General features: G+C 60.5%; 27 protein-coding genes. 20 read left to right on the forward strand and 7 right to left on the reverse strand.

Annotation, left to right across the window (positions count from 1 at the left end; translation table 11 throughout):
• Window positions 1-90: 90 nt before the first annotated feature.
• On the forward strand, window positions 91-1,215 hold the full coding sequence (locus ACI3GR_RS07975; RefSeq protein WP_407493633.1) for a helix-turn-helix transcriptional regulator: 1,125 nt from the start codon (window positions 91-93) through the stop codon (window positions 1,213-1,215).
• Between the two features lie 24 nt (window positions 1,216-1,239).
• On the opposite strand, the gene kdsA is transcribed toward ACI3GR_RS07975, so the two are convergent.
• The 3 genes from kdsA to ACI3GR_RS07990 are packed head-to-tail and all read right to left on the reverse strand — an operon-like array spanning window position 1,240 to window position 3,811.
• On the reverse strand, window positions 1,240-2,061 hold the full coding sequence (gene kdsA, locus ACI3GR_RS07980; RefSeq protein WP_407493634.1) for a 3-deoxy-8-phosphooctulonate synthase: 822 nt from the start codon (window positions 2,059-2,061) through the stop codon (window positions 1,240-1,242).
• On the reverse strand, window positions 2,058-2,849 hold the full coding sequence (locus ACI3GR_RS07985) for a 3-deoxy-manno-octulosonate cytidylyltransferase (RefSeq protein WP_407493636.1): 792 nt from the start codon (window positions 2,847-2,849) through the stop codon (window positions 2,058-2,060). Before ACI3GR_RS07985 ends, kdsA begins: the two co-directional genes overlap by 4 nt.
• Before the next feature lie 8 nt (window positions 2,850-2,857).
• On the reverse strand, window positions 2,858-3,811 hold the full coding sequence (locus ACI3GR_RS07990; RefSeq protein WP_407493638.1) for a KpsF/GutQ family sugar-phosphate isomerase: 954 nt from the start codon (window positions 3,809-3,811) through the stop codon (window positions 2,858-2,860).
• 332 nt (window positions 3,812-4,143) lie between these two features.
• On the opposite strand from ACI3GR_RS07990, the gene ACI3GR_RS07995 reads away from it, so the two are divergent.
• Window positions 4,144-4,635, forward strand: a complete 492-nt coding sequence (locus ACI3GR_RS07995) for a fasciclin domain-containing protein (protein WP_407493639.1) — start codon at window positions 4,144-4,146, stop codon at window positions 4,633-4,635.
• Between the two features lie 81 nt (window positions 4,636-4,716).
• On the opposite strand, the gene clpB is transcribed toward ACI3GR_RS07995, so the two are convergent.
• Window positions 4,717-7,335, reverse strand: a complete 2,619-nt coding sequence (clpB, locus tag ACI3GR_RS08000; protein WP_407493640.1) for an ATP-dependent chaperone ClpB — start codon at window positions 7,333-7,335, stop codon at window positions 4,717-4,719.
• A 200-nt stretch (window positions 7,336-7,535) separates the two neighbouring features.
• On the opposite strand from clpB, the gene ACI3GR_RS08005 reads away from it, so the two are divergent.
• From ACI3GR_RS08005 to ACI3GR_RS08090, 18 genes are all read left to right on the forward strand, one after another.
• Complete coding sequence (locus ACI3GR_RS08005; RefSeq protein ID WP_407493641.1) at window positions 7,536-7,838, forward strand: hypothetical protein; 303 nt, start codon at window positions 7,536-7,538, stop codon at window positions 7,836-7,838.
• 242 nt (window positions 7,839-8,080) lie between these two features.
• Window positions 8,081-8,782 carry an orotidine-5'-phosphate decarboxylase gene (pyrF, locus tag ACI3GR_RS08010; protein WP_407493642.1) on the forward strand — a complete coding sequence of 234 codons (702 nt, stop codon included), beginning with the start codon at window positions 8,081-8,083 and terminating at the stop codon, window positions 8,780-8,782.
• A gap of 262 nt (window positions 8,783-9,044) precedes the next feature.
• Window positions 9,045-10,562 carry a signal recognition particle protein gene (gene ffh / locus ACI3GR_RS08015; protein ID WP_407493643.1) on the forward strand — a complete coding sequence of 506 codons (1,518 nt, stop codon included), beginning with the start codon at window positions 9,045-9,047 and terminating at the stop codon, window positions 10,560-10,562.
• Complete coding sequence (locus tag ACI3GR_RS08020; RefSeq protein WP_407493645.1) at window positions 10,559-11,113, forward strand: GNAT family N-acetyltransferase; 555 nt, start codon at window positions 10,559-10,561, stop codon at window positions 11,111-11,113. Before ffh ends, ACI3GR_RS08020 begins: the two co-directional genes overlap by 4 nt.
• Window positions 11,110-11,652 (forward strand): GNAT family N-acetyltransferase, encoded by a 543-nt coding sequence (locus ACI3GR_RS08025; RefSeq protein WP_407493646.1) that lies wholly within the window; start codon window positions 11,110-11,112, stop codon window positions 11,650-11,652. The genes ACI3GR_RS08020 and ACI3GR_RS08025 overlap by 4 nt, the downstream gene beginning before the upstream one ends.
• The gene (locus ACI3GR_RS08030) at window positions 11,649-12,206 is read left to right on the forward strand and encodes a GNAT family N-acetyltransferase (RefSeq protein ID WP_407493647.1); all 558 of its coding nucleotides are present in this window, start codon (window positions 11,649-11,651) and stop codon (window positions 12,204-12,206) included. The genes ACI3GR_RS08025 and ACI3GR_RS08030 overlap by 4 nt, the downstream gene beginning before the upstream one ends.
• On the forward strand, window positions 12,203-12,766 hold the full coding sequence (locus tag ACI3GR_RS08035) for a GNAT family N-acetyltransferase (RefSeq protein ID WP_407493648.1): 564 nt from the start codon (window positions 12,203-12,205) through the stop codon (window positions 12,764-12,766). The genes ACI3GR_RS08030 and ACI3GR_RS08035 overlap by 4 nt, the downstream gene beginning before the upstream one ends.
• Window positions 12,766-13,371: a GNAT family N-acetyltransferase gene (locus ACI3GR_RS08040; protein WP_407493649.1), complete on the forward strand. Its 606-nt coding sequence runs from the start codon at window positions 12,766-12,768 to the stop codon at window positions 13,369-13,371. Before ACI3GR_RS08035 ends, ACI3GR_RS08040 begins: the two co-directional genes overlap by 1 nt.
• Complete coding sequence (locus tag ACI3GR_RS08045; RefSeq protein ID WP_407493650.1) at window positions 13,364-13,669, forward strand: chorismate mutase; 306 nt, start codon at window positions 13,364-13,366, stop codon at window positions 13,667-13,669. Before ACI3GR_RS08040 ends, ACI3GR_RS08045 begins: the two co-directional genes overlap by 8 nt.
• A 49-nt stretch (window positions 13,670-13,718) precedes the next feature.
• Window positions 13,719-14,117: a 30S ribosomal protein S16 gene (rpsP, locus tag ACI3GR_RS08050; protein ID WP_407493651.1), complete on the forward strand. Its 399-nt coding sequence runs from the start codon at window positions 13,719-13,721 to the stop codon at window positions 14,115-14,117.
• Window positions 14,118-14,308: 191 nt separating this feature from the next.
• Complete coding sequence (rimM, locus tag ACI3GR_RS08055) at window positions 14,309-14,809, forward strand: ribosome maturation factor RimM (protein WP_407493652.1); 501 nt, start codon at window positions 14,309-14,311, stop codon at window positions 14,807-14,809.
• Window positions 14,810-14,812: 3 nt separating this feature from the next.
• Window positions 14,813-15,604, forward strand: a complete 792-nt coding sequence (gene trmD / locus ACI3GR_RS08060; protein ID WP_407493653.1) for a tRNA (guanosine(37)-N1)-methyltransferase TrmD — start codon at window positions 14,813-14,815, stop codon at window positions 15,602-15,604.
• 529 nt (window positions 15,605-16,133) lie between these two features.
• Window positions 16,134-16,517 (forward strand): 50S ribosomal protein L19, encoded by a 384-nt coding sequence (gene rplS, locus ACI3GR_RS08065; RefSeq protein WP_407493655.1) that lies wholly within the window; start codon window positions 16,134-16,136, stop codon window positions 16,515-16,517.
• An 11-nt stretch (window positions 16,518-16,528) separates the two neighbouring features.
• On the forward strand, window positions 16,529-16,750 hold the full coding sequence (rpmE, locus tag ACI3GR_RS08070; RefSeq protein ID WP_407493657.1) for a 50S ribosomal protein L31: 222 nt from the start codon (window positions 16,529-16,531) through the stop codon (window positions 16,748-16,750).
• Window positions 16,751-16,932: 182 nt separating this feature from the next.
• Window positions 16,933-19,059 carry a GumC family protein gene (locus ACI3GR_RS08075; protein WP_407493658.1) on the forward strand — a complete coding sequence of 709 codons (2,127 nt, stop codon included), beginning with the start codon at window positions 16,933-16,935 and terminating at the stop codon, window positions 19,057-19,059.
• Window positions 19,060-19,148: 89 nt separating this feature from the next.
• On the forward strand, window positions 19,149-20,888 hold the full coding sequence (locus ACI3GR_RS08080) for a DUF2793 domain-containing protein (RefSeq protein WP_407493660.1): 1,740 nt from the start codon (window positions 19,149-19,151) through the stop codon (window positions 20,886-20,888).
• 140 nt (window positions 20,889-21,028) lie between these two features.
• Complete coding sequence (locus tag ACI3GR_RS08085) at window positions 21,029-21,229, forward strand: hypothetical protein (RefSeq protein ID WP_407493662.1); 201 nt, start codon at window positions 21,029-21,031, stop codon at window positions 21,227-21,229.
• A 188-nt stretch (window positions 21,230-21,417) separates the two neighbouring features.
• Window positions 21,418-22,767, forward strand: a complete 1,350-nt coding sequence (locus ACI3GR_RS08090; protein WP_407493664.1) for a polysaccharide biosynthesis/export family protein — start codon at window positions 21,418-21,420, stop codon at window positions 22,765-22,767.
• A gap of 4 nt (window positions 22,768-22,771) precedes the next feature.
• Here the strand turns inward: ACI3GR_RS08090 and ACI3GR_RS08095 are convergent, their stop codons facing one another.
• The 3 genes from ACI3GR_RS08095 to ACI3GR_RS08105 all read right to left on the reverse strand — a co-directional run bounded on the left by ACI3GR_RS08095 (window position 22,772) and on the right by ACI3GR_RS08105 (window position 26,842).
• Complete coding sequence (locus tag ACI3GR_RS08095; protein WP_407493666.1) at window positions 22,772-23,773, reverse strand: hypothetical protein; 1,002 nt, start codon at window positions 23,771-23,773, stop codon at window positions 22,772-22,774.
• Window positions 23,751-26,000, reverse strand: a complete 2,250-nt coding sequence (locus ACI3GR_RS08100; protein ID WP_407493668.1) for a glycoside hydrolase family 99-like domain-containing protein — start codon at window positions 25,998-26,000, stop codon at window positions 23,751-23,753. The genes ACI3GR_RS08095 and ACI3GR_RS08100 overlap by 23 nt, the downstream gene beginning before the upstream one ends.
• A gap of 74 nt (window positions 26,001-26,074) precedes the next feature.
• Window positions 26,075-26,842, reverse strand: a complete 768-nt coding sequence (locus ACI3GR_RS08105) for an ABC transporter permease (RefSeq protein WP_407493669.1) — start codon at window positions 26,840-26,842, stop codon at window positions 26,075-26,077.
• Window positions 26,843-26,850: the final 8 nt, after the last annotated feature.

Genomic DNA, 26,850 nt, shown 5'->3' on the forward strand with positions numbered 1-26,850 from the left:
GAAATAATCTGTCGGCCAGAAATAAATTGACTGACTCGGCAATCGGCTGAACTCTTTTACTTTATTAACGGCTGATCGCCTAAGGTTTTGATGTTTGATCGTTATACCAGTTCTATTGACCAGATTTACGCCGCCGCGTCGGGCGACGGGGATTGGGCCGCTGCGCTGAATTCCGTGGCCGATCTATGCGGTATGGAAAGTTGCGCGCTGGTCCTGCTGGACCCGGACCTCGATCTGGCCGAGGTGACCGCGCCCCGTGCCGACCCAAATGTCGCGCAGGCCTATTCGGACCACTGGTGGTCAAAGGATCCGACCGTCAGTTTTGCCAATCATTCGCCGGTGGGGGTTTTCACCTCTCTTGCGGAATGTGGAAAAAACGCCTTTTTAGGGTCTGAATTTCACAATGACTTCTGGCGCTATTCGGGTCTGGGCGCGGACCGTATTGCAACCAACCTGTTGGTCCAAGGCGATGCCCGTGCCGCGCTGGTTCTGCAGGCCAATGCCAAGCGCGATGAGGTTACGGAAGAGGCGCAGCGCCTGTTCCGCCTGTTGCAGCCGCATTTTGTGCGCGCGATCGATATTCAGCGCCGCCTGACCCGGCTGGATCTGGCGCAGGCCTCGTCTCGCATGACTGCGACGCAGGGGGCCAGCCATGTGCTGGCCGTCGACCGGGCTGGGCGGCCCGTCTCTGCGGGGCGTGATCCGCAAAGCACCGATCCGGACGCGGCCTTTACAAGTGGTCTTTTGACCCTAAACAAGGGGATTGTGACCCTAAATGACCCGATCGCCGCAGACCGCCTGATGGGTCTGATCGCATCCTGCGGACGGTCGGGCGCGTCGTTGCGGGGCGGCACGCTCAGCCTTGCCGATGGGGATGGCACGCCCGTTGCGCGGATCGACGTGTCGCCCTGGACCGGCCATCATGGCGACGATCCCCGCCACGCTGATCCGCACGCCCCTGTTGCGCTGCTGGTGGTGCATGATCTGCGGAAACGTCAGGATCAGGCGCTGACCATACTGCAAGACCGCTTTGGCCTGACGGGGGCCGAGGCGCGCGTCGCGTTGGAGATCGCCCGCGGTGACGGACGTGAAGCCGCTGCGCAACGGTTGGGGATCACCCTGTCGACCGCCCGCACACATCTGTCACGCATCTACGATAAGACCGGCACACGCCGTCAGGCGCAGCTGGTCGCGCTGGTTTCGTCCCTGATTTAGCCCGGTTTAGGGTCTAATATCAGCTTAGAAGCTCTTGGCCAGATCGTCGATCTGCGCCAGTCGTTTCAACAGCGGACCAAGATTTTCAATTTGCACCATGTTCGGCCCGTCAGACGGCGCATTGTCCGGGTCTTCGTGCGTTTCGATGAACAGCGCGGCGGCACCAATTGCGACAGCGGCACGGGCCAGCGGTTCGACGAATTCACGCTTACCGCCGGACGATCCACCCTGACCGCCGGGCTGCTGCACCGAATGGGTCGCGTCGAAAACCACCGGGTATCCGGTCTGCGCCATGATCGGCAGCGACCGGAAGTCCGATACCAGAGTGTTGTACCCGAAGGACGCGCCGCGTTCGCACAGCATGATGTTGTCGTTCCCGGTGGACGCGACCTTTTCCGCCACATGCACCATGTCCCATGGGGCAAGAAACTGACCCTTCTTGATGTTGATCGCTTTGCCGGTTTCACCCGCGGCCAGCAACAGATCGGTCTGGCGCGACAGGAAGGCGGGGATTTGCAGGATGTCCACAACTTCGGCCGCGGGGGCGCAATGGCCGGGTTCGTGCACATCGGTCAGAACCGGGCAGCCGAATTCGCGGCGGATCGTGTCCAGCACCGTCAGACCCTTTTCCATGCCCAAGCCACGCTTGCCCGACAGGGACGACCGGTTCGCCTTGTCATAGCTGGCCTTGAACACCCACGGACGGTTCGCGGCATCGGCGGCGGCGGCGATCTTTTCGGCCAGCATCCGCGCGTGATCCAGACTCTCCATCTGGCAGGGGCCCGCGATCAGCATATAGGGGTTGGCGTTCGAAACCTCGATCTGCCCGACTTTGACGGTCTTCATGCGATGCCTTCCTTTTTCAGCACGGATTCGATCCGCTCTACATCCACGGGGTTGTTCAGTTCCCAGAACACCCGGCCCTTACCTTCGACCGCGACGCAATCAACGGGCCAGCCGTTTTCCAGAAACCGCAGCTGTTCCAGCCCTTCGGCCTTTTCCAGCGGGCCTTCGGGCCACGCGGCATAGGCGGTCAGCGCGCCGGGACGATAGGCATAGCACCCGACGTGATGCCAGACCTGCGGCGGGGCCTCTAGCGATCCGACGTAAGGAAGCACTTCTTTGGAGAAATAGATCGCCGTACCATCGCCGCGCATCACCGCCGTGGTGCCGCCCACGCGGCCTTCCTTCCGGTCAGTGACGAAATTGGCCAGCGTTTCCGCGTCGGTCAGCAGAACAGGCGTCGCCATCTGCGCGTCTGGCTTTGCTTTCATATGGGCCACAAGGTCCGACACGAACCACGCGGGCGTCAGCGGCGCGTCGCCTTGCAGGTTCACCACGATGTCGGGGGTGTGATCTAGCTTGGCCACCCCTTCGGCGCAGCGTTCGGTGCCGTTGCGGGCTTCGGACGATGTCATGATCACATCCGCGCCGAACGCCTCGGCCGCGTCGCGGATGCGGTCATCGTCGGTCAGGACATAGACCGCGTCGATCCCATCGACAGCCTTGGCCGCTTCCCAAGACCTTTGGATCAGGCTTTTCTTTTCACCGCTTGCCCCGGTCAGTTCGACCAGCGGCTTGCCCGGGTACCGGGTTGAGGCATAGCGGGCGGGGATGAAGACGACAGTTCTCATGGGGACGATCATGCTACACCTGCGCGCAGGGCGTCGTGGATATGCACCAGCCCCTCCAACTGGCCCGCGTCGTCGACGACGAACAGGGCCGAGATCTTCTTGTCGTTCATAATCCCCAGCGCTTCGACCAACAGAATGTCGGCCGAGATGGTGCGGGGGTTGGCCGTGGCGACTTCTCCCGCAGTGCGGTCCAGCAGGCCGGTCAGGTTACGGCGAAGGTCACCGTCGGTGATGATCCCCTGCAGCGCGCCGCCATCGGTGACCGCGACGACGCCGAACCCTTTGGCGGACATTTCGACCAAGGTGTCGCCCATGCCCGTATCAGGGCTAACGACGGGCAGCGCGTCGTCCTTATGCATCACCGCGCGCACCGTCAGAAGCTGCGCGCCCAGCGTGCCACCGGGATGGAAAGTGCGGAAATCGGCCTGCTGGAAGCCGCGCGCATTCATCAGCGCCACCGACAACGCATCGCCTAAGGCCAGCGTCATCGTGGTCGAGGTCGTTGGCGCCATGCCGATGGAACAGGCCTCTGGCGCGTCCGACAGTTTCAGCAGGTGGTCGGCCTGTGTAGCCATGGTGCTGTTCGCGTTCTTGGTCACCGCGATCAGCGGAATGTCGAACCGCCGCGTGTGGCCGATGATGTCGGCCAGTTCCTTGGTCTCGCCCGAGTTCGAAATCAGGATCACCGCATCCGCGCGGGTGATCATGCCCAGATCGCCATGGCTCGCCTCTCCGGGATGGACGAACTGCGCGGGCGTGCCCGTCGACGCCATCGTTGCCGCGATCTTGGCCGCGATATGACCGGATTTCCCCATGCCCGACACGATCACACGGCCTTTGACGGCCAGCAGCGCATCGATCACGTCGGTAAAGTCTTCGGTCAGTTCTTCGGCCAGTTGACCAAGGGCAGCGCCTTCGGTGCGCAGCACCTCTCTGGCGATTGAAAGCGCGGAGTTTGTCATGAATGGCCTTCCGGGACGTGTCTTGGCCGGGTGATACCGCCGATCCGCCCCCCTGTCCAATACCGTTGGCTTTTGAGCCTTCGCGTGGCACGGTTTCGACCAGCACGCGCGGCGGATCAGGCCAGTGGGTCGGGGGTAAAACGCCCCGGATCATACGAAAAAATCGGTCTTCGGATCACATAGATGTCATTCGATTTTCCAAAGCCCCGCAGCTTAGCGCGCGTCGGCAAATTTCCAGACCCGCTCGCGGTTTTTTGAGCGTGATCCGACGTCAATGAGGCCCCGTAACTCTCGCGATGCCAACACCGGCATATCAACGCTAGGAGGAACTCATGTTTCGCAGAACGCTACTGACTATGACCGCCGCTACCGCACTGATGGCTGGCCCCGTCTTCGCCGCATCCCATGCCGCCGAAAAAGACATCGTCGACACGGCGATGGAAGCTGGCTCTTTCTCGACCCTGCTGGCCGCAGCCGAAGCTGCCGGTCTGGTGGAAACGCTGAAGGGTGAAGGCCCGTTCACCGTCTTCGCACCGACCGATGAAGCCTTTGCCGCCCTGCCCGAGGGTACGGTCGACACGCTGCTGATGCCGGAAAACAAAGACCAGCTGACGCAGATCCTGACCTATCACGTCGTCGCGGGCGAAGTGAAATCCACCGACCTGTCCGACGGCATGATGGCCGCGACGGTCGAAGGCTCTGAAATCGAAGTTTCGCTGGGTGACAGCGTCATGATCAACGACGCAACCGTCGTTACCCCCGACGTCATGGCATCGAACGGCGTAATTCACGTCATCGATTCCGTGCTGATGCCGTCCATGTAAACTCCTCAACAACGTGTCCCCGGACGGCACAAGGCCCGCCAGAGCGATCTGGCGGGCCTATTTCTTTGGTCAGGCGTCAGGTTAGTGAACTGTCGCCTCATCCGGTTTGCCGCGGTCGGTCGTGCCGACGCGGTCGCCGATGATCAGGCCCTCGGCCCCGGCGCTGATCGGCACCGTGTCGCCGTCTTTGACGTCGCCGGCCAAGATCGCCTCGGCCAGCGGATCCTGAATGGCCTTCTGGATCACCCGCTTCAGCGGACGCGCCCCGAACACCGGATCATAGCCTTCATCGGCCAGCCATTTGCGTGCCGCATCATCCAGTTCAAGCCGGATGTCGCGGTTTGCCAGCCGTTTCAGCAGACGCGACAGCTGGATATCCACGATGCCGCCCATGTCCTGACGTCCCAGCCGATCAAAGACGATGATTTCGTCCAGACGGTTCAGGAATTCAGGCCGGAAGTGCGCCTTGACCGCGTCCATCACGTCGCGCTTGGCCTCACCTGCATCCGCCCCTTCGGGCAGCTGGCTTAGCGCCTGCGCGCCAAGGTTCGACGTCAGGATGATCAGCGTCTGTTTGAAGTCCACGGTGCGGCCCTGACCATCGGTCAGCACGCCGTCATCCAGAACCTGCAACAGCACGTTGAAAACATCCGGGTGCGCCTTTTCGACCTCGTCGAACAGGACGACCTGATAGGGCCGCCTCCGCACGGCTTCGGTCAGCACACCGCCTTCGTCATAGCCGACGTATCCCGGAGGGGCGCCGATCAGACGCGCCACGGAATGCTTCTCCATGAACTCCGACATGTCGATGCGGACCATCGCGCTGTCGTCGTCGAACAGGAACTCGGCCACGGCCTTGGTCAGTTCGGTCTTACCGACGCCCGTCGGCCCGAGGAACAGGAACGAGCCCAGCGGCCGGTTCTCGTCGTTCAGGCCAGCACGCGCACGGCGGACCGAATTGGCCACGGCGCGGACGGCGGCGTTCTGGCCGATGACGCGCTTGTGCAGGCCATCTTCCATCTGCAGCAGCTTCTCCCGCTCGCCTTCCAGCATCTTGGACGTAGGGATCCCCGTCCAACGCTCGACCACCTGCGCGATCTGTTCCGGGCGCACGGCCTCTTCGACCATGACACCTTCGGCCTCGCGGTCCTCGGCCTCACCAAGCTGCTTTTCCAGCTGAGGGATCACGCCGTAAGACAGCTCACCCGCCTTGGCCAGATCACCCTGACGTTTGGCGATTTCCAGATCGGCACGGGCACGGTCCAGCTGTTCCTTCAGCTCGCGCGCGGCACCAAGCTTGTCACGCTCTGCCTGCCACTTGGCGGTCATCTCTGCGGATTTCTCCTGCAGTTCGGCCAAGGCCAGTTCCTGCTTTTCCAGCCGCGATTTGGAGGCGTCGTCGTCTTCCAGTTTCAGCGCTTCGACTTCGATCTGCATTTGCAGGATCTGACGGTCCAAGGCGTCCAATTCCTCTGGTTTAGAGTCGACTTCCATCCGCAGACGCGACGCGGCCTCGTCCACAAGGTCGATGGCTTTGTCGGGCAGGAAGCGGTCGGTGATGTAGCGGTTCGACAGGGTCGCCGCCGCCACCAAGGCGCTGTCCGAAATCCGCACGCCATGGTGCAGTTCGTACTTTTCCTTAATGCCGCGCAGGATCGACACGGTGTCTTCAACCGTCGGTTCTTCGACCATCACAGGCTGGAACCGGCGGGCCAGAGCCGCGTCTTTTTCAACGTACTTGCGGTATTCATCCAGCGTGGTCGCACCGATACAATGCAACTCCCCGCGGGCCAGCGCAGGCTTGATCAGGTTGGCCGCGTCCATCGCGCCATCCGTCTTACCGGCACCCACCAGCGTGTGCATCTCGTCGATGAACAGAATGATCTCGCCAGCCGCCCCTTCGATTTCCTTCAGGATGGCTTTCAGGCGTTCCTCGAACTCACCCCGGTATTTCGCACCGGCGATCAGGGCCCCCATGTCCAGCGCCAGAAGCTTTTTGTTCTTCAGGCTTTCGGGCACGTCGCCGTTGATGATGCGCAGGGCCATACCTTCGGCAATCGCGGTTTTACCCACGCCCGGTTCACCAATCAGAACGGGGTTGTTCTTGGTCCGGCGGGACAAAACCTGCATCGACCGGCGGATTTCGTCATCCCGGCCAATGATCGGGTCGATCTTGCCTTCCTCGGCGGCCTTGGTCAGGTCGCGGGCATACTTTTCCAGCGCCTCGAAGGTATCTTCGGCGGTGGCACTGTCTGCCGTGCGGCCCTTGCGGACGTCGTTGATGGCCTCGTTCAGCTTCTGCGCCGATACGCCACCGACCTCCAGCGCGTCCTTGGCGGCGGATTTCACCAGCGCCAGCGCCGTCAGCAGACGTTCGACCGGGACAAAGCTGTCCTTGGCTTTTTCGGCGACCTTCTCGGCCTCGGCCACAACACGCACGGTGGCGTTGTCCATATAGACCTGATCGTCACCGCCGGTCACGACGGGGATCTTCGCCAATGCTGCATCGACCGAGGTCTTCACAGCCTTTGCATCGCCGCCTGCCTTGGTGATCAGGTTGCTGGCCAGACCTTCGGGATCGTCCAGAAGGGCCTTCAGAATATGTTCGGGTGTCAGGCGCTGATGGTTTTCACGTATCGCAATGGTCTGGGCGGCCTGAACGAACCCACGCGACCGTTCCGTGAACTTACTTAAGTCCATGGTCTTCTCCTTTTCAAAAGCGTCCCAAGTGGCTGCACCCTGATTAGGCGTACCGCCGCGGAACCTCCCTCAAGATGTGGGAAGCAGTATGCGCGGATTCAAGCCGATGTGATTTCGCTTGAGGAAACTTTTTGCCTCATCTCGCGTTTTTTAAGCACAGGACCCCCATATAGGGGCCATCAAGCAGGAAGGAGGGGCACATGCAGTCCACCCAGATCCAGAATGTCACCTACAACCCCGCGGCCCGCGCGTTCGAGGCCCGTGTTTCCATCGTAGAAGGTGGCGAGATTTTCACCTACCCCTGTTCGCTTCGCGCACCCATGGACATGGACAGCACCCTTGCCGCACGTCGGCTGGTCGAGCTGGCCAAGCGTCGCCATGCCCGCGACGTAAAGGGATTAGTCTCGCGCCGTCCCGAGAATGTTTTGACCACGCATATCCCCGCCGAGGTCATCAGCGCCACCGACGCGCTGTGGCAGCGGATGCTTGGTCGCGCCGCATAAATCAGCGGTCACGAATTCCCCCTTGGTTGCCTGTCCCACCAAGGGGGATGTTGCCCGGCGCTGCCACGCCGGGTTCCGGACCGGAGGCGACCCCCGTTTGCCCGAGACGCGAGGGTCGCCTCCGGTTCTTTTCTTTCCGATAGGGCTGACCAAAAGGCCATCCATCACAGCACCGCGCTGATCTGCCCCTTGACCACTGCGCCCCGGCGCAGGACAAGTCGGAAACCACGATGGGGGCCGATATGACTGAACCTTCCGACAAGCTTATCGTCGCGCTTGATGTGCCAAACGCCCTCATGGGCATGTCTTTGGCCGAACAACTTGGCAATTCGGTCAGTTTCTACAAGATCGGCCTAGGTATGCTGACGGGCGGCGGTCTGGCCTTGGCGAATGAACTGAAGCAAGACCACGGCAAGCGCATCTTTCTGGACATGAAGCTGTTCGACATCGGCGCCACGGTCGAGGCCGCAGTGCGCGGGCTGACCCAGTTCGACATTGATTTCCTCACCGTCCACGGCGATCCGCACGTGGTACGCGCCGCCAAAGAGGGCGCTGCGGGAACGGCCACCAAGATTTTGGGCGTAACAATCCTGACGTCGCTGGATCGCGGCGATCTGGACGACGGCATGATGATCGACGGCACACCGCGCGATCTGGTCATCGAGCGCGCGTCGCGGGCGTTCGAGGCCGGGGCCGACGGCATCATCTGTTCCCCACAAGAAGCCGCAGATGTGCGCGCGCTGTCCAATTCCGTTGGTCGGCTGATCGTCACCCCCGGCGTCCGGCCCACGGGCGCGGCATTGGGCGATCAGAAACGGGTGGCGACGCCCTCTTCGGCCATTCGCGATGGCGCGGATCATATCGTAGTGGGCCGGCCCATTTGGCAGGCCGACAGTCCGCGCGTGGCCGCACAGACGATTCAAGACGAAATTCGGAAGATATAACTTAGGGGCGCTGCCGCTGGGCCTGCGGCCTGACCCCGGGGATACTTGGCGGCAGCGCGAAACCCGTCGTTTCCTTGACACAAGGGGGCCCAGCGCCTAAACGCCCCGTCAATACCCGGAGTCTATGTTGATTCCGGTCCCCTCCGGTGTTGAGGGGATCGCCACCAGTCAGCGCGATGCGCCCACTGGTGCGCTTGTCGTTTGAGCCGCCTTTCCCCACATGGGAAGGCATTGTCAGTAACGGGTCTAGGAGGGCCGGGGCATGTTTGAAAATCTATCCGACCGCCTCTCTGGCGTCTTTGACCGTCTGACCAAACAGGGCAACCTGTCCGACGAAGACGTCAAAACCGCGCTGCGCGAAGTGCGTGTTGCGCTGCTTGAGGCTGACGTTTCCCTGCCTGTCGCGCGGGATTTCGTCAAAGCCGTGCAGGACAAGGCGACCGGTCAGGCCGTGACCAAGTCGATCACGCCCGGTCAACAGGTCGTTAAGATCGTCCATGATGAACTGGTGCACGTTCTGGCGGGCGATCCCGATGCGGACCCCGGCAAGCTGAAGATCGACAACCCGCCCGCACCGATCCTGATGGTCGGTCTGCAGGGTTCGGGTAAGACAACGACCACCGCCAAGCTGGCGAAACGCTTGAAGGAAAAAGAGGGCAAGAAGGTCCTCATGGCCTCGCTCGACGTGAACCGTCCGGCGGCTATGGAGCAGCTTCAGATCCTCGGCACCCAGATCGGCGTGGACACGTTGCCGATCGTGAAAGGCGAAGACCCGGTTGCGATCGCCAAGCGCGCGAAGACGCAGGCATCCTTGGGCGGTTACGATGTCTACATGCTCGATACCGCGGGCCGTCTGCACATCGATCAGGAACTGATCGCCCAGGCCGCCGCCGTGCGCGACGTGGCCAACCCGCGCGAAACGCTGCTGGTGGTCGACGGTCTGACCGGTCAGGACGCAGTGAACGTCGCGACCGAGTTTGATGACAAGATCGGCGTCTCTGGCGTGGTCCTGACCCGGATGGACGGTGACGGGCGTGGTGGTGCAGCCCTGTCGATGCGTGCCGTAACCGGCAAGCCGATCCGTTTCGTCGGCCTTGGCGAAAAAATGGACGCGATCGAGACGTTCGAGCCGGACCGGATCGCGGGTCGTATCCTTGGCATGGGCGACATCGTTGCGCTGGTCGAAAAGGCGCAGGAAACGATCGAAGCCGAACAGGCCGAGAAGATGATGAAGCGGTTCCAGAAGGGCCGTTTCAATATGAACGACCTGAAGATGCAGCTGGAACAGATGCTCAAGATGGGCGGCATGGAAGGCATCATGGGCATGATGCCGGGCATGGGGAAACTGGCGGCTCAGGCTAAGAATTCCGGGTTCGAGGACAAGGTGATCAAACAGCAGATCGCCATGATTCAGTCGATGACCAAGATGGAGCGTGCGAACCCGCAACTGCTGCAGGCCAGCCGGAAAAAGCGGATCGCCGCAGGGTCCGGCATGGAAGTGTCTGACCTGAACAAGCTTTTGAAAATGCACCGCCAGATGGCGGACATGATGAAAAAGATGGGCAAAGGCGGCATGCTGAAACAGGCCATGAAAGGTATGTTCGGCAAAGGCGGCGATGTGCCCGAAGGGTTCGACCCGTCGCAGATGGACAGCCGCGCCATCGAACAGGCGGCCAAGCAGATGCAGAAATCCGGTGCCATGGGCAAGATGCCCGGTCTTCCGGGTCTGGGTGGCGGCGCGCTGCCCCCGGGTCTTAGCGGGTTCGGCAAAAAGAAATGATCGTTGCGGCGCCCCCTTTTCCGGTGATCGAAACCGAACGGCTGCGGCTCGTGTCCCCTGCGGGACCCGAGTTTGACGCCGTGTCCGCGTTTCTGGGCCCGGAGGCGCCTCATTTCCTTGATCATCACCCGGATGCCGAGGCGACGTGGTGGTCTGTCGCGACCATCATCGGCCATTGGCACCTGCGCGGCTACGGTATGTTTGCCGTGATCGACAAGACCACCGGCAATGCACTTGGCCTTGTGGGCCCATGGTTCCCAAAGGGCTGGCCCGAACCGGAACTATCGTGGAATTTGGTCGAAGGGGCCGAAGGGAACGGGTACGCCGAAGAAGCGGCGCGGGCGATCCTTGACTGGCTGTTCACGGATGCAAAGTGGCCATCGGTCATTTCGCTGGTGGATCCGGGCAACGCGGCCTCGACCAAGCTGGTGGAAAAGCTGGGGGCGCGGGCGGAAGGTACGTTTGTGCACGAAATGGCAGGCGAATTCCGCATCTGGCGGCACGTGCCCCGCACCGCGGCAGGCAAGAAGCTGTTGGAGGGGTTGGTATGACCGCGATCCCCGTTCTGACAACCGAACGCCTGACCCTGCGCGCGCCGGAACAGCGTGATTTCGACGTCTTCGCCGAATTCTATGCCTCGGACCGCGCCAAGTTTATCGGCGGCCCGCTGGACCGTGAACGCGCTTGGCGTCAGCTGGCGACCGAAGCGGGGCACTGGCAGCTTCTGGGCTATGGTCGCTGGATCGTGGCGGACCGCGCGAACGATCAGGCCGTGGGCATGGTCGGCATCTGGAACCCCGAGGGCTGGCCAGAGCCGGAGATTGGCTGGGACCTGTTCACCGGATCCGAGGGCAAAGGCTATGCCACCGAAGCCGCCGAAGCTGCCCGCGCCTATGCCTATGACGTTCTGGGCTGGAACACGGTGATTTCGCTGGTCGCCCCCGCGAATGAGGCCTCGGCCCGTGTCGCAACCCGTCTGGGGGCAGCAAAGGAATCCGAATTCGATCATCCGCGTCTGGGCCATCTGCATGTCTACCGTCACCCCGCGCCCGACGCGCTGGTGAACGGCGGGGCGGAGGCTTACGCATGACCGCCCTTCCCCGCATGATGCCCGCACACGACATCCCCGCCCCCCGGTTCGAGACGGAGCGGATGATCATTCGTGGCCCCGAGGGCCGGGATTTCGACGCGGTCTGCGCCTTTGCGAAAGATGCGGAGCGGACGAAATATATCGGTGGCCCGGCCGCATCCGATTTTGACGTCTGGGGCGGGTTCTGCCGCGCCATTGGTCACTGGATCTGGAACGGCTACGGCTTTCTGACGCTGGAAGAAAAAGCCACCGGTCAGGCCGTTGGGCGGATTGGCATGCTCAACCACGTGGGCTGGCCCGAACCGGAACTTGGCTGGCACATGTTCGCCGCCGGTGAAGGCCGTGGTCTGGCGTATGAAGCCGCGCTGGCGATCCGTGCCTATGCCGCCCGTGATCTGGGCCTTGATCGCGTGATCAGCCCGATCCACCCCGACAATATCCGCTCTCGTGCTTTGGCCGAGCGCCTTGGCGCAGTGGTCGAGCGGGAGTCAGAGCTATTGGGCGAACCCTGCCTGATCTACCGCCACCCTTCCGTACAGGAGGCCGCAGCATGATTACCCCGAAACCCCGCAGCGCACAGACCGCAGCCAAGGCAGACACGACGTTTCCGGAAATCGAAACCGAACGCCTGTTGCTGGAAATTGGGACCATCGACGATCTGGACGAGTTGGACGATTACTTCTCGTCCGAGGCATCGCGCTATGTCGGCGGCCCTCGCACCCGGCTGGAAAGCTGGGAAGCTCTGTGTTCCGGCGTGGGTCACTGGCACCTGCGTGGCTTTGGCCTGTGGATCATCAAAAGCCGTCACGACGGTACGCAGCTCGGCATCGTCGGCCTGACGCAGCCCGACGGCTGGCCCGAGCCCGAGATGATCTGGGTGATCTACGACCAGTTTTCCGGCCAAGGCATTGCGACCGAAGCGATCCAAGCCGCCCGCAAGGCCGCGGCTGAGCACTTCGGGATCAAGACGCCGATCAGCATCCTTGGCGCGGATCACGGACCGCTGATCAAGATGGTCGAACGCATGGGCGCACAGAAAGACGACACCGTCGATCTGCCCCACGGCGACACCATGGCGGCATGGCGGTTCCCCGAACCCGAGGGCGACGCCTGATGCCTCAGAAGTCCATCCCGGTCATCGAAACAGAGCGGTTGATCCTGCGCGGCCCAGAGCCCGAGGATTATCCGAACTTCAAGCATACGTTCAGCTCGTACCGGTCACGGTTCATGGGCGGTCCGCTTAATGCTTACGAGACCTGGATGCTTTACGCGGCTGAAATCGGCCATTGGCAGATCCGCGGCTACGGCATGTGGATGATCCATGACCGTAAAACCGACGCGACCCTGGGCATGGCCGGCGGCTGGAAACCGGCGCAGTGGCCAGAAGCGGAAATCGCATGGATCATCTGGCCGGAAACGGCCGGACATGGCTATGCGCTGGAGGCGACAAACGCCGCGCGCAAGTATTTCTACACCCAGTTGGGCTGGGAAGGCGCGGTCAGCTATCTGGACCCGAAGAACCTGGATTCCGTCCGTCTGGCCGAACGGCTTGGCGCGAAAAAGGATCCAGAGGCGCCGACAGTGGACGGCCACGATGTCTGCTATCGCCACCCCAGCCCCGCACAGCTGCAAAACAGCCAGATCACCGACGGGATCGAGCTGGAGCTGAAGTCGTACCAGAACCCTTTGTTCAAGCCGAAAGGATACGCCATTGACTGACACCGATGACGTCGTCGCCCGCGCGGCCGAAGTGCTGAAAGGCCATCGCGCCAGCATCGACCGGCTGGATGCGATCCTTGTCTACACGCTGGGCGAACGGTTCAAACACACGCAGGCCGTGGGCAAACTGAAGGCCGAACATGACCTTCCGCCCTCGGACCCGTCCCGAGAAGCCGCGCAGATCGCGCGACTTGAAACTCTTGCGATCGAGGCCGATCTGGACCCCGATTTCGCCAAGAAATTCCTGAACTTCATCATTCAGGAGGTGATCCGGCATCACCGGCAACACCAATCGTAAGGCGGCCCAACCCGCCAAACTAACGCCATTCACATAGGAGAAACTCACAATGGCTATGAAAATTCGTCTCGCCCGCGGCGGCTCCAAAAAGCGCCCCTTCTATCGCATCGTTGCTGCGGATTCCCGTATGCCCCGCGATGGCCGCTTCATCGAGAAGCTGGGCACCTACAACCCGCTGCTGCCCAAAGATTCGGAAGACCGCGTGAAAATGGACGTCGAGAAGATTCAGGCATGGCTCGACAAAGGCGCACAGCCGACCGACCGCGTTGCACGTTTCCTCGAAGCAGCTGGCGTTGTTGAGAAGAAAGAGCGCAACAACCCCAAGAAGGGTACGCCCGGTAAGGCCGCTCAGGACCGCGCCGAAGCCAAAGCTGCCAAGGCCGCCGAAGCTGCCGAAGCCGCTGCTGCGCCTGCTGAAGAAGCTGCCGCAGAAGAAACCGCAGAATAATTTCTGCCCTCTCCGGCCCGGTTTGATCCGGGCCGGAACCGGCTGATTGCCCATGCTCTTTCGCCCCGTCCGAACCCTTTTGCTGCTGTCCATCGCCTTTGGCGCGGGCATGCTTTATGAACGGGAACGTCAGGCCGAAAACTGTTTGGAAGAGGCCGGAATTTTGCGTGATATCGTGTGCAGGTGACGGGATGAGCGATCAGGTCATTGTCGGTGCAATCGCCGGGTCCTACGGGGTCAAAGGCGAAGTTCGGCTGAAAAGCTTTTGTGCTGAACCCTCGGCCATCGCCGATTACGCGCCGCTGACGGACGAGGCTGGCAACAGCTATACCGTCACGCTGACACGCCCCATCAAGAACGGCTTCGCGGCCCGACTGGGCGGCGTGGCCACCAAGGAACAGGGTGACGCGCTGAAAGGCGTGCAATTGTTCGCCCCTCGGGACAGGCTGCCTGCGCCGGAGGAAGATGAATATTACCACGCCGACCTGATCGGCCTGCGGGTCGTGGATACCGGCGGGACCGAGATCGGGACCATCCGTGCCGTCATGGATCATGGCGCGGGGGATCTTTTGGAAATTCAGGGGCCGGGCCTTCGCAACACGGTTCTTCTGCCCTTCACCCGCATCTGCGTGCCCACGGTCGATCTGGCCGGAGGCAAGGTCGTGGCCGATCCGCCGGACGGGCTGTTTTAATCCATGGCCGCCCCCACACGATCGCACGGCACCAAGTCAATCCGCCCAACCCTGCGCCCGACCGACCTGATGGCCGAACCCGCGGCCAAGCCTGGCGTGTGGACGGCGCGGGTGATCACCCTGTTCCCAAAGGCATTTCCGGGTGTTCTGGGCGAAAGCCTGACCGGCAAGGCCTTGGCGGACGGCAAGTGGCAGTTGGATACTGTTAACCTGCGGGATTTCGGCGACGGGCGGCATCGCAACGTCGATGATACGCCTGCGGGTGGCGGGGCCGGCATGGTCCTGCGGCCTGACGTCATGGGCAACGCCATCGACCGCGCCATGGCCAGCGCGCATGGTCTGTGGCCGCTGATCTACCTGTCGCCGCGCGGCAAGCGGTTCGATCAGAAGATGGCACAGACCTTGGCCAAAGCAGATGGCATGACGATGATCTGCGGTCGGTTCGAGGGTTTGGATGAACGGGTCATCCAGCACTACGGCATCACCGAGGTGTCATTGGGCGATTTCGTCCTGACCGGCGGAGAACTGGCCGCACAGACCATGATCGACGCGACCGTGAGGTTGCTGCCAGGGGTCTTGGGAAATTCAGAAAGTACTGAGAACGAAAGCTTTTCCGACGGTTTGCTTGAGCATCCGCAGTACACGCGCCCGGCCGAATGGCGTGGCCACAAGATTCCTGATGTGCTGATGTCCGGCCATCACGGTGAGATCGAGAAGTGGCGTCAGGCAGAGTCGGAACGGCTGACGCAGGAGCGTCGGCCGGATTTATGGGAAGCGTATAAGAGGGAATCTTGAAACATAGGGCCATCGCCCGTCCGCCGGGTGGGCGAAACACATCTGTGGTCGCCACTTTATCTATCCGTGAAAGCTAGAACCTCAATCGCCTCGCTTACGTCACTCAATCGCCCGCCCGAGGGGGCGGACGGGCGATGGCCCGGCGGCACTGCGTGCCTCGATTCCGGGCCTTGCTACTCTCGGATGCACCGGGTCAAATCACCAACGCGCGCTAGGAAGCCCCCGACGCTCCGCCCCTTCGGCCCCGAAACGGTCCACCAGACCGCTTCCAAGTCGGGCCTCAACCCCCTTTCCCCTTGATCGAAATGCGAATCCCGCCTATACGCCGCCCGTCCGGGGTCGATACGACCCATCGGACCGTTTGCCTGTTGCCAAGGACCCGGTTCTTCCCGGCCTCCGAGACAGTCAACCGAAGCAAAGAAGAACGTGACCTTACCTCTGGCGGGCTGCAACGCGGGACCCGACAAGAAGACCAGAGCTATGAGGCGGTAATCAACGCGGGAAAACCGCTGGATTTAGGAGAATTGCGATGGACCTGATCGCACAGCTAGAGGCGGAACAAATCGCCGAACTGGGGAAAACCATCCCCGACTTTAAAGCGGGTGACACCATCCGCGTCGGTTACAAAGTGACCGAAGGCACGCGCAGCCGTGTGCAGAACTACGAAGGTGTGTGCATTTCGCGCAAGAACGGTTCCGGCATCGCTGGTTCGTTCACCGTGCGGAAAATCTCCTTCGGTGAGGGCGTGGAGCGTGTGTTCCCCCTCTATTCCACGAACATCGAAAGCATCGAAGTCGTCCGCCGTGGCCGCGTGCGTCGTGCGAAGCTGTACTACCTCCGTTCGCGCCGTGGTAAATCCGCGCGTATCGCCGAGGTTTCCAACTACAAGCCCAAGTCGGGCGCAAACGCGTAAGGATCGGCGACATGAAAAAAGATACCCATCCCGATTATCACTTCATCGACGTGAAGATGACCGACGGTACTGTCTTTAAGATGCGCTCCACCTGGGGTGCCGAAGGCGATCAACTGTCGCTGGACATCGACCCCACCGTGCACCCGGCCTGGACCGGTGGCTCCTCCCGCCTGCTGGACGCTGGCGGCCGCGTGTCGAAGTTCAAAAACAAATACGCCGGCCTGGGCTTCTAAACCCCGCCGCCAATTTTTCGGAAACGCCGTCCTTCGGGGCGGCGTTTTTTGTTTCCAAAGCTGAAACGCGCCGATTTTAATATGGAAACACTGAACAGGCATCAGACATTCGTGACTTAGCATTGCTTTCAACGGGCAGTTGTGGGAAATGCTTTGCCTAACAAGAGCTTTCGGACAGGCACATGGCAAATTCCCAACCGCAAATGACCGATTACCAGCCGTCTCACGATGACGGTGACGAAATCGATCTGGGGCAATTGGTTCAGACCCTTTGGCGGGGCAAATGGATCATTGCGGCCTGTACTGCCATCACGCTGTTTCTTGGGGCCTATTACGTCTTTGTCAAAGCGGTGCCGGTCTACACCGCAACTGCGGCGCTGGCACTGGAAAGCCGCGAAGAACAGATCGTCGACATCGAAAGCGTGATGACCGGATTGGGCGGGGATCAGCAGACGATCAATACGGAAATCGAGGTTCTGAGATCCCGCAATCTTGTCACCGAATTGGTGAATGATCTCGGGCTGCAAAACGACCCCGAATTTAATCCTACCCTGCGCGACACCAGCGGATTTTCCATCGGGAATGCCATTAAATGGGTGCGCGGCACAATCTTCCGTCAGGACGTGACCGGCACCCCGCAGGATCCGCAGGTGATCTTTGACAAGGTCGTGGACAACGTCTTGGCCACGATCAGTGCCTCGAACCCCCGCCAGACCTTCGTGTTCCGCATTAGCGTGGTCACCCAAGACCCGCGTAAATCCGCCCGCATGGCGAACCGTCTGGCCGAGCTATACCTCGAAGACCAGGTGAACGTGAAATTCGAGAGGACCGCTCAGGCCACCGTCTGGCTGACCGATCGCGTATCGGACCTGCGAATTGAGTTGGAGCGCGCCGAGACGGAACTGAAGGCGTTCAGTGCAAATACCGACCTGATCAGCCCCGAAGGCCTTTATGCCCTGAACCGGCAGATCAAGGAGCTCCGTGATCGTCGCGCGGAACTGACCGAACAGCTAGAGGCGCTGGAGCTACGTAAGACGGCGCTCGACAGCAATCAGGGCGAAAGCTTTGACCTTCGAAGTGCTGCTGCAGAAGACGACGTTCTGAACTCTCTGGTGGCTGACGCGAATGACGGTGACCGAACCGCGATCGATGCGTTCAATTCGCGCTATAGCACCATCGTTATGCGAAACGCGCAGGACGCCAGCCGCGTTGCCAATCAGATGGCCGTTTTGGACAATTCCATCGCAGAACTGTCGGACCGGATCGAACGTCAGTCCACCGAACTGGTCAACCTGCAGCAGTTCCAGCGCGAAGCCGAAGCCAGCCGCCTGATCTATGAACATTTCCTGAGCCGCCTGAAAGAAACCAGCGTGCAGCAGGGCATCCAGCAGGCCGACGGGCGCATCCTGTCGCGTGCGGTTGTCCCGGTGGGCCCCTCTGCACCGAAAAAGGCGCAGGTGCTGGCGCTGTCGATGATCTTGGGTCTGATTGCGGGCGCGGCCTTCGTTTTGGTCCGCGAAGCATCGCAGAACACCTACCGCATTGCCGAAAACGTCGAGAAATCCACCGGTCTGACGGTCATCGGTCAAATTCCGTTGATCCCGGCACGCAAACGAAAGAACGTTTTGAACTATTTCTCGGACAAGCCGAACTCTGGCGCGGCAGAGGCGATCCGAAACTTGCGCACCTCCGTCCTTCTCGCCGACCTCGACAATCCGCCTAAGGTGATCATGTCGACATCCTCTATTCCGGGTGAAGGTAAGACGACCAACTCCTTGGCGATGACCCAGAACATGGCCGCGATGGGCAACCGGGTGCTGCTGATCGAAGGTGACATCCGCAAGCGCGTATTCTCTCAGTACTTCGACATTAAGTCCGACAAGGGCTTGCTGGCGGTATTGTCCGGAGAGGTGTCCTTTGCTGACGCTGTTCACTACAACGAACAGCTTGGTGCGGACGTGCTGATCGGTGAGAAATCCAAGGTAAATGCTGCTGACGTCTTTTCGTCAGAAAAATTCCGCAGCTTTCTGGACGAAGCACGCGCGCATTACGATTACATCATCGTCGATACGCCGCCCGTTCTTGCCGTTCCGGATGCGCGTGTGATCGGCCAATCGGTGGACGCGATCATGTACGCAGTCAAATGGGATTCGACCACGAAACGGCAGGTGGCCGAAGGCCTTCGGTCGTTCAAAAGCGTGAACGTCAAAGTCACCGGGATCGTGCTGACGCAAATCAACAAGCGTGGCATGAAGGCCTACGGCTACGGTGACAGCTACGGTTCCTACGACAGCTATTATTCCAACTAGGCTTGGCTGAAACGACCCTGCGCACGGTGCCATAGGGTCTTGTTAACCACGTCACAGTATCCTTCCGGAATAACCTTCGGGAGGCTCGCATGTCAGACGAATCCGCCAATCTATCCCTGCCCTACCTGCAACCGTCACAGGCGCAGAAACACGTCACCCATAATGAGGCGCTGTTGCGCCTCGACGCACTGGTCCAACTGTCCGTAATCAGTGCGACGACAGCCTCCGCCCCCGGCGCGCCCGAAGAGGGTGACAGGTACATCGTGCCATCAGTAGGCAGCGGCACGTGGTCGGGCCACGACGGTGACATCGCGATGTGGAGCGGGGAGGCCTGGGTCTTCCTCTCCCCTCGGGCGGGCTGGGCGGCTTGGGTCGGCGACACGGGACAACAATATCGGCATGATGGGGCAGACTGGCAGGTCGATCTGCCAGAGTTGCAGAACCTGCCGCAGGTCGGCGTGAACGCGACGGCAGATGTGACCAACCGGCTGACGGTGTCCTCTCCGGCGACTTTGCTGACGCATTCCGGCGCGGGGCATCAGCTGAAACTGAACAAGGCGGGAGCGTCCGATACGGCCAGCCTGTTGTTCCAATCCGGTTGGTCCGGCCGGGCCGAGATGGGGATCATCGGCGACGATGCTTTTGCCATCAAGGTCAGCGCCGATGGTGCCGCGTTTCAAACCAGCCTGACAGCAGATCCGGCCACGGGGCAGATCCATTTCCCGAATGGCGCAACCGGCCTTGCCCCGGCAAATTTTGCGGATAGCGCAATCGCAACCGCCGCCTATGTTGCCAGTCGTGACGGGGGGCTTTTTGCCAATAGCCTTGGCAGCCTTCGGTCAGACTACAATTATCCCGCCGCATTCACCCGTGACCCGGCTGTCGGACCGGGAACTCACGCTGCGTTTTCCTACGCAGGCTACGCCTCTGGTCGTCATGACATGGCAGAGGTTATCCCCGTCGATCCCAACGCCTGCTATCAGGTATCCTGTCTGATCCGACAGGAAGGCATGTCTGGCGATTTCTCTGGCTTCGCGCAGGAGGACCGGCAAACGCAGAGCTTTGGCGCCGTCTGCATCGATGCCGATGGGCACGAGATCGCCGCACACCACAATGTACGCTTCAAATCCGGCGGGATCGACAGCCTGACCACGCTAGCCGCCCCACTGACCCCCGGCGATACCGAGATTCATCTGGTCGATGCTAGTGGATGGAACGACACCGATACCGACGCCGGGAACCTAGGGATTGCGATCCTTGCCTATCGGGACAGCGCCGGGCGCACATATACCGATTACACGCGCCACGCGGATACGGGCATGTTCCTGACCACTGGCGTGAACAAGGTGTCCCATGTGGTCACGCTACAATCCGGGTTTCCGACGTCTATGGGCAACCCGGACGATGGTGCGGGCACGTGGCCGGCCGGGACGCCTGTTGCCAATACCGCGGTGGGGCGGGCCTTCAAATTGATCGCAGAACAACATGTGCTGGACACTGCGGACACCTGGTATCGCATCATCGGATATCTCGGGGGCCAAGACCGCTCGGGCGAAGACCAAAGCCTGAATTTCGCGCCCGGATGTATCGGTATCCGTCTGGCATGGATTCCGAACCAGTCCTTGGTTCCTGGCGGGGCGGGAGGTTTCCCAGATACCGGAGCGGGCCAGCGTGTCTGGATCGCGGCGGCCAACGTCCGACGGACCGAGCTTGGCGTGATTGACCGACTCACCTCCGGCGGCTGTTCTGTGTATGTGCCCCAGCCTTCGGTGGGAACCGGCGATATTCAGCTGATCACCGCCGCGACACAGGTTATCCCCCTGCCCTAGCGTCACAAAATCATCGCAATTTGACGGGTCGTGCGCATTTTTTCGACGATTTTAAAGGGAAATAAAATAGATCATTGCCCAAGCTGGCATCGCGCCCTATCCTTTCAGAGCATGCACCTATTAACCTTAAGGAGTTCATTATGAAGCGCATCGCAGCACTTTCGCTCGTCGCAGCAATGGCCGCCACCGGCGCGTCCGCCAACAACGCAACCGCCGAGCAGCCGACCGTGTCGACTCAGGTTGGTCTTCTTGGCTCTGCCTTTGGTCCTGCCGCTGCAATCATCGGCCTGACCGTGGTTGCGGTTGTTGTCGCAGCAGCAGACAACGCATCGGGCACCTGATCTTCAGACCCAAGCTTACGGAAGGCCCTGCCATCGGCGGGGCCTTTTGTTTTTCTAAATTATCTTTCTGAGCGGTTGTCAGATGCCCTATGGCCACATTCGCACATGAATGGAAAGAACCGTCGCCCAAGCCTTGATTGCCCAAAGAATATGGCCGAAACAAAAGGCCGGTGGAATTGGGGGAATCAATGAAATCTCTACGTGTCATAGCCTTAACTATTCTGCTATCTGGCTGCGGCGCGGTCTATGTTTCCCCGAAGGTTACCGAAGAAGACGGCAAGGTGCAGATCGTGCCCCTGACCGCGCAGTCCATTAAGGTTGCGAACAGCACCCCTTATGACCCCAAAGAATTGCCTTCGGTTTTCTTTGCCAATGCGGGCGGTCCGTCGGCTGGCCGCGGCATCGGCGCGACGCCTCCGGCTTCGATCGAACAGCAGAATCGCCCGGCGACCTTGACCCTGAACCCGCCGCCGCAGGTCCCGCAAACGCCGTACACGATTGGTGTCGGGGACGTCTTGTTGCTGGCCACGCGCGGGAACGCATCGACAGTTGAGCAATTGTCCGGTCTGCTTGCCGCGCAAAACCGGCGTCAGGGGTATACGGTTCAGGACGACGGCTCGATCGCGATCCCAGAAGTTGGACGCGTCGCGGTCGCAGGCCGTACCTTGGAAGAGGCCGAAGCGACCCTGTTCCAGCGGCTGGTCGAGAATCAGATCGATCCGTCCTTCAGTGTCGAAATCGCCGAGTTCAATTCGAAACGCGTGGCAATCGGCGGCGCGGTGTCCAACCCGACCGTCGTGCCGATCACGTTGACCAGCCTGACCTTGGATCAGGCGATGTCGGCGGCGGGCGGTATCGCAACTGAAGACCTCGATTACGCGTCGATCCGTGTGTATCGCGACGGGACGCTGTACCAGATTCCACTGCAGGAATACCTGAAGCGTCCGAACCTGCAGAAACTGCGGCTGACCGGCGGCGACAGTATTTTTGTGGATACCGAATACCAGCTGGGTCGCGCGCAGGCCTATTTCGCCGAACAGATCGCATTGGCGCAGTTCAAGCAGACAGCGCGCACGCAGGCATTGGCCGAGTTGCAGGCCGAAGTGAACCTGCGCCGTGCCGCCTTGGACGAGGCCCGCGGGAATTACAAAGACCGGATTGATCTTGACGGTGTCGATCGCGACTATGTCTACCTTGGCGGAGAGGTGACGACCCCAAGCCGCTTCCCGCTGCCCTTTGGTCGTCAGGCCAGCCTTGCGGATGCGCTGTACTCTGGCGGTGGGTTCTCGAACCAGACCGGCAATCCGTCTCAGATTTACGTACTTCGCGGGTCCTCCGATCCGGCGCGTCTGGGTCAGGTCACGGCATTGCATCTGGACGCTCGTAATGCGGTGAACTTCGTGCTGGCCACGCAGCTTGAGATGCGTCCCAACGATATCGTCTTTATCGCCGAACAGCCCATCACGCGCTGGAACCGCGCGCTGCAGCAGCTGTTGCCGACGCTGCTGAGCACGGGTACGGCCATCGCCAACAACTGATCTGTCAGGCTGCCTGGCCAAGTTGGAAGGACAGGCGTCTGGCAAGGCGGATCCAGTATTCCGCGGTTAGATGGGATCGATCCATCAGGGTTGAAGAGTCCTGCCATCTGGAAAGGTCGAACGCTTTTTGATCCTTGGCCAAAGATGCGGAAAAACTGGCCGTCCAGCGATTAATGACCTTTGCGGCCTGAACGCGTTCTTCCTGAGTGAACAAGGATTGCCGTAGGTCGCCGAACTCCAGATCAAACGCCTCCTGCGCGGCAAGGATGAGCGGATCGTTCGGTACCGTCCAGCCAGCGACCACCTGAGCGGCCCACCTTGGCAAGATGCCAGGTGATAGGTTTGACCACGGCAAGAGGTCCAGATGCTCTTCGACATGAATGTTCGCTTCGTCCAATAGACGTCCGATGACACCGCTGGGGGCGGCCTTTGCCGCCTCGTAATTGATAAGGCGAATTTCATCGGCTGCAAAATCCTGGCGCAAACGCTGGTACAAACGGCCGTAGTCCCACCAAAGGCCGTCAGCCTGACCTGTTGAGAGTGCGCTGGCCAAAAACTCTGGCGGGCGGGCAGGCAGTTTATGGCGTGAGATTTCAAGATAGACAGACTGAAGGAAGCTTATCGGCTCTCGTAGAACACAAAGCACTGTCGTCTCGTAGTTTGAGAAGATCGCCCGCAATTCAGCGAAGTCGACCCTGCCCCCCGGCCCGCCTTCGCGAGAGAACTCTTCGCTGGACAGGAAAATGGTTTGGCCGGTACCGCGAAAAGTCTCAGCCAGCTCACGAAGCTGGTGTCGTCCGCCTTCGGGCAAGTCATAGGCTCTGGGGAGTTTGATCCAATCGGTTAGCAGGCCGTGATGCCCAGTGTGTGGGGAAAGGTCAGGGTAGACCACGTCCTTCCGGGCCAAGCTGGCCCGCACCCAAGACATCTGGTCCTGCACGCTCGTCGTGCCGGTTTTGTGGGTGCCGATATGGAGAATGAGCCTAGGCATTTCGCGCTTCCGCAACCTCCGCGCCGAGGGCGTTCGCGCAGATGCACTCCGCCAACACATCCAGGTTCAACCGTCCGAATGTCTGACAGGGTTCCAACATCGCTTTTTCTGCCCATTCGTTCCACGCGTTGATGAAAAGCTCTCCCCGGTATCCATTCTGTAGAGACGTCTGTTGCACATCGGTCAGCCACGCACGGAAGGTGGCGGGATTAGCCCCCTTTGCAATATGGGCGCGGTTCTTTCGGCGGGCGGTATTGTCCCAACTTGGCATGATGCCCGGGATGGTCCTGTCGGGCAGTTTCGCGCGGTACTTCGGGTCCGTGCTGCGACGCGCGATGGCTTGATAGTCGTAAATAAGCCCGTTGAAGCCGGGTCCCGGGGCGCCGTCGCCCATCAGGTTCCCATCCGCGCCGCCGAACAGGTACGCGTTTGAGGCCACTAGGCCATGGGGCGGCATCTCGATCCAGAAATCGAATAGATCATGCGGCACATCAGAGGGACCGGCGAGGTGGAAAGAGACGGCTCCCAACTCAACCTCTCCGACACCCGCGTCGCGCCATGCACGACGTAGCCTTGCTATGTTTTGCACGGGGTCGGGCAGATCCTCAGGGCGGTAGATCACGAAACGCGGCCGGTGTCCGTCGGGACGTTGGTAGCGGGGGTCGGCCATGTACGGCAGCGTCGACGATACAAGGTGCCGTTCGAAACCGGCGGCATAATCCTGCGGCATCAACACCTCTCCGCTCAGGCCATCCCAATTTCTGCGCCAGCTTTCGTTGGCCCAGCAGAGATAGAAGGGGAATGCGATGCCGGGTCGGTTTAGAAGCCGATCTAGCGGGCTTTCCAGCAGCCGATCTCCCCCGAACCAGTAATGATAGACACAGAAAGCGTCGATCCCGGCACCCTGCGCCAGACGTGCCTGATCTCCCATAACCTCTGTCAGCCGCAGGTCATAAAACCCCAAATCGGCCGGGTGCGCGGGTTGCAGGTGTCCCGGAAAGACCGACCCGGCCCGTGCGACTGCGGACCATTCGGTGTAGCCCGGGCCCCACCAAGCGTCGTTTTCCTCAATCGGGTGGAATTGCGGAAGGTAAAAAGCCGAGACAAAACTGGGCCGGCGGGGTGGCGGCCCGTAGGCTGGCTTGAGATCTGCAGTTTGCACGACCTTCTGACCAGCTGCGGCCGCTATTGCACCGATGCCCCTTTCAAACGCGTGCGCCAGCGTCCCATCAATCTGCCCCTCTTCAACCTCAAAGAGGTCCGTGGTCAGTTTCATACCCTTGATCATGCCGATCATCAGAGGTTTCAGCCAATAGATCGATCCGGCGGGGAACACATAGGTGTCGGGCTGCCCATTCAGTTCGACACGTCGCAACATCGCGTCCGTCGTCGGGCGATTTGAGCCCCACCATTGCCGAACAGGATAGGCTTGCCCGTCCGCAACCCAGAAAGCGGCATCGTTATCCGACAGGAACCAAGACAGGTCACGCGGCAGTGTGTCTGAAGGCAAGATCCCCTCAACCAGATGCTGTCGCCAGGCGTCCCCATCATCGCGGTGCGGGGACTTTTTGCCGTGCAGTTTGCATACGGCGTCATAGCCATCAAAGGCACCCGCATTGACCAATGAAACGAACGGCAGGATGTCGCGACCGCGGTTAGCAACCGGAAAAACCTGAGCGTTCGGAAAGGCGTCTTTGATCTGATCGGTCAGCCATTCCGTTTCTGCGCCGCGCCACGTCAGTGTGACGTAAAGATCATAAGCGACTTTCATCCGTGATAAATGCTGCGCGAACTCGGGCCATAGGTCAGGATAATAAAGGTGCAGATGAACCGCGTAAGGCGCGCGTTCGCGGCGGGGGTCGAACCTTGGGATAGAACCGGCGTAGGACGGAAGCTTCTCCGTTTTGGTGGCTTTATTTGGCCGCCCCTCCGCCTGCCCCGACTGCAAGAAATGCCACAAGGGGGACATGCCAGACTGCGCCACGTCTGGATTCAGTTTCAGATAGGTCAAAGGGCAAAAATTAGGGGATGGGGAAAGCCCCATCCGCTCCCCCCTCAACCAATAATGACGCATGGGAAAAATGCGCCAGAAAGGGTGCAAAGCCTTGATCTGCGCGCGATAGAACATGGGATTGAAATGCCCGGACCGGCGTGCCTGCCGGGACGTTGAGATCATTTTCGGCGCAGGCAGTAGGGCCCGCATTGCCAGTTTGAGTTTTGATAAGCGCCGAAGCTCGACCATGGATGATTCCCTCTATTCAAGCCAATCATCCAAGAAAGCCGTTAATCAGTGCTGAAAATTGCCACGATTTCGCCCTAGTTTTGCCACAGAATATCGCGCGCTGTTTTGCGCAGCAGAAGAAGACCAAAGAGCATCGCGACCGCCGCTGGAAACAAGGCAATCGTCCCGTTCAGCTCTGGCGGGGCGTAACCTTGGTAAACGCCCGCCCTTAAGAAAGAAATCGCTTGCACCAAGGGATTCAGCCAGATCAGATCATGGAATGGCGGCGGCACGGCATCCGGCAAAAATAATACGCCAGACAATATGAACGCCGGACGGTTCAGGATGGACCAGAGCCGTTCCCAGATTGGCCAGAATTCAAAGAGAAACGCGTTCAGCGTGCCGAATCCCAGTCCAATTCCCGCCGCCAGCAGAAAGCCCGTTGCGCACAGCAAAATGTCTGGCGCAGGTTGGTCTGACAGTACCAGCATCGCCGAGATTACGATCGACGCGACGATCAAATGAGTGAGGGAATTCAACAGGAAACGTGCGGTAATCGCGTCGGCCCATGTGACCGACGGATAGGCGAGCAAGGGGCGCGAATATCGCAGTGCGACGCCGATCTTATGGCTTAGGTCACTGTAAAAAGCGAAGGGCAGGTATCCGGTGGCGTAGAATAGCGCGAAATCCCTTCCCAGAGGTGGCGCATCGAAGGCGATCGAAAAAATCGTCGCGAGCAATCCGACCGCTGCGATGGGTTCGAGCAGCGCCCAAAGATAACCGCCGGGCGTCCGCCCGTAACTTGTTGCGATTTCTCGGATTATCAGCGCCCCAATCGCCCTGAAAGCTGCGTGACTTCGCATGATGCCAC

This window comes from Pseudooceanicola aestuariicola (genome assembly GCF_045763785.1).
Taxonomy (GTDB): domain Bacteria; phylum Pseudomonadota; class Alphaproteobacteria; order Rhodobacterales; family Rhodobacteraceae; genus Pseudooceanicola.

Bases quoted from the DNA above. Each gene is read 5' to 3' on its own strand.
- rpsP (WP_407493651.1), top strand. From the start codon at position 13,719: ATGGCTATGAAAATTCGTCTCGCCCGCGGCGGCTCCAAAAAGCGCCCC.
- rplS (WP_407493655.1), top strand. From the start codon at position 16,134: ATGGACCTGATCGCACAGCTAGAGGCGGAACAAATCGCCGAACTGGGG.
- ACI3GR_RS08105 (WP_407493669.1), bottom strand. From the start codon at position 26,842: ATGCGAAGTCACGCAGCTTTCAGGGCGATTGGGGCGCTGATAATCCGA.
- ACI3GR_RS08085 (WP_407493662.1), top strand. From the start codon at position 21,029: ATGAAGCGCATCGCAGCACTTTCGCTCGTCGCAGCAATGGCCGCCACC.
- rpmE (WP_407493657.1), top strand. From the start codon at position 16,529: ATGAAAAAAGATACCCATCCCGATTATCACTTCATCGACGTGAAGATG.
- ACI3GR_RS08035 (WP_407493648.1), top strand. From the start codon at position 12,203: ATGATTACCCCGAAACCCCGCAGCGCACAGACCGCAGCCAAGGCAGAC.
- ACI3GR_RS08025 (WP_407493646.1), top strand. From the start codon at position 11,110: ATGACCGCGATCCCCGTTCTGACAACCGAACGCCTGACCCTGCGCGCG.
- rimM (WP_407493652.1), top strand. From the start codon at position 14,309: ATGAGCGATCAGGTCATTGTCGGTGCAATCGCCGGGTCCTACGGGGTC.
- ACI3GR_RS08030 (WP_407493647.1), top strand. From the start codon at position 11,649: ATGACCGCCCTTCCCCGCATGATGCCCGCACACGACATCCCCGCCCCC.
- ffh (WP_407493643.1), top strand. From the start codon at position 9,045: ATGTTTGAAAATCTATCCGACCGCCTCTCTGGCGTCTTTGACCGTCTG.
- clpB (WP_407493640.1), bottom strand. From the start codon at position 7,335: ATGGACTTAAGTAAGTTCACGGAACGGTCGCGTGGGTTCGTTCAGGCC.
- ACI3GR_RS08080 (WP_407493660.1), top strand. From the start codon at position 19,149: ATGTCAGACGAATCCGCCAATCTATCCCTGCCCTACCTGCAACCGTCA.
- ACI3GR_RS07990 (WP_407493638.1), bottom strand. From the start codon at position 3,811: ATGACAAACTCCGCGCTTTCAATCGCCAGAGAGGTGCTGCGCACCGAA.
- trmD (WP_407493653.1), top strand. From the start codon at position 14,813: ATGGCCGCCCCCACACGATCGCACGGCACCAAGTCAATCCGCCCAACC.
- kdsA (WP_407493634.1), bottom strand. From the start codon at position 2,061: ATGAAGACCGTCAAAGTCGGGCAGATCGAGGTTTCGAACGCCAACCCC.
- ACI3GR_RS07995 (WP_407493639.1), top strand. From the start codon at position 4,144: ATGTTTCGCAGAACGCTACTGACTATGACCGCCGCTACCGCACTGATG.
- ACI3GR_RS08005 (WP_407493641.1), top strand. From the start codon at position 7,536: ATGCAGTCCACCCAGATCCAGAATGTCACCTACAACCCCGCGGCCCGC.
- ACI3GR_RS08040 (WP_407493649.1), top strand. From the start codon at position 12,766: ATGCCTCAGAAGTCCATCCCGGTCATCGAAACAGAGCGGTTGATCCTG.
- ACI3GR_RS08075 (WP_407493658.1), top strand. From the start codon at position 16,933: ATGGCAAATTCCCAACCGCAAATGACCGATTACCAGCCGTCTCACGAT.
- pyrF (WP_407493642.1), top strand. From the start codon at position 8,081: ATGACTGAACCTTCCGACAAGCTTATCGTCGCGCTTGATGTGCCAAAC.
- ACI3GR_RS08100 (WP_407493668.1), bottom strand. From the start codon at position 26,000: ATGGTCGAGCTTCGGCGCTTATCAAAACTCAAACTGGCAATGCGGGCC.
- ACI3GR_RS08020 (WP_407493645.1), top strand. From the start codon at position 10,559: ATGATCGTTGCGGCGCCCCCTTTTCCGGTGATCGAAACCGAACGGCTG.
- ACI3GR_RS08090 (WP_407493664.1), top strand. From the start codon at position 21,418: ATGAAATCTCTACGTGTCATAGCCTTAACTATTCTGCTATCTGGCTGC.
- ACI3GR_RS07985 (WP_407493636.1), bottom strand. From the start codon at position 2,849: ATGAGAACTGTCGTCTTCATCCCCGCCCGCTATGCCTCAACCCGGTAC.
- ACI3GR_RS07975 (WP_407493633.1), top strand. From the start codon at position 91: ATGTTTGATCGTTATACCAGTTCTATTGACCAGATTTACGCCGCCGCG.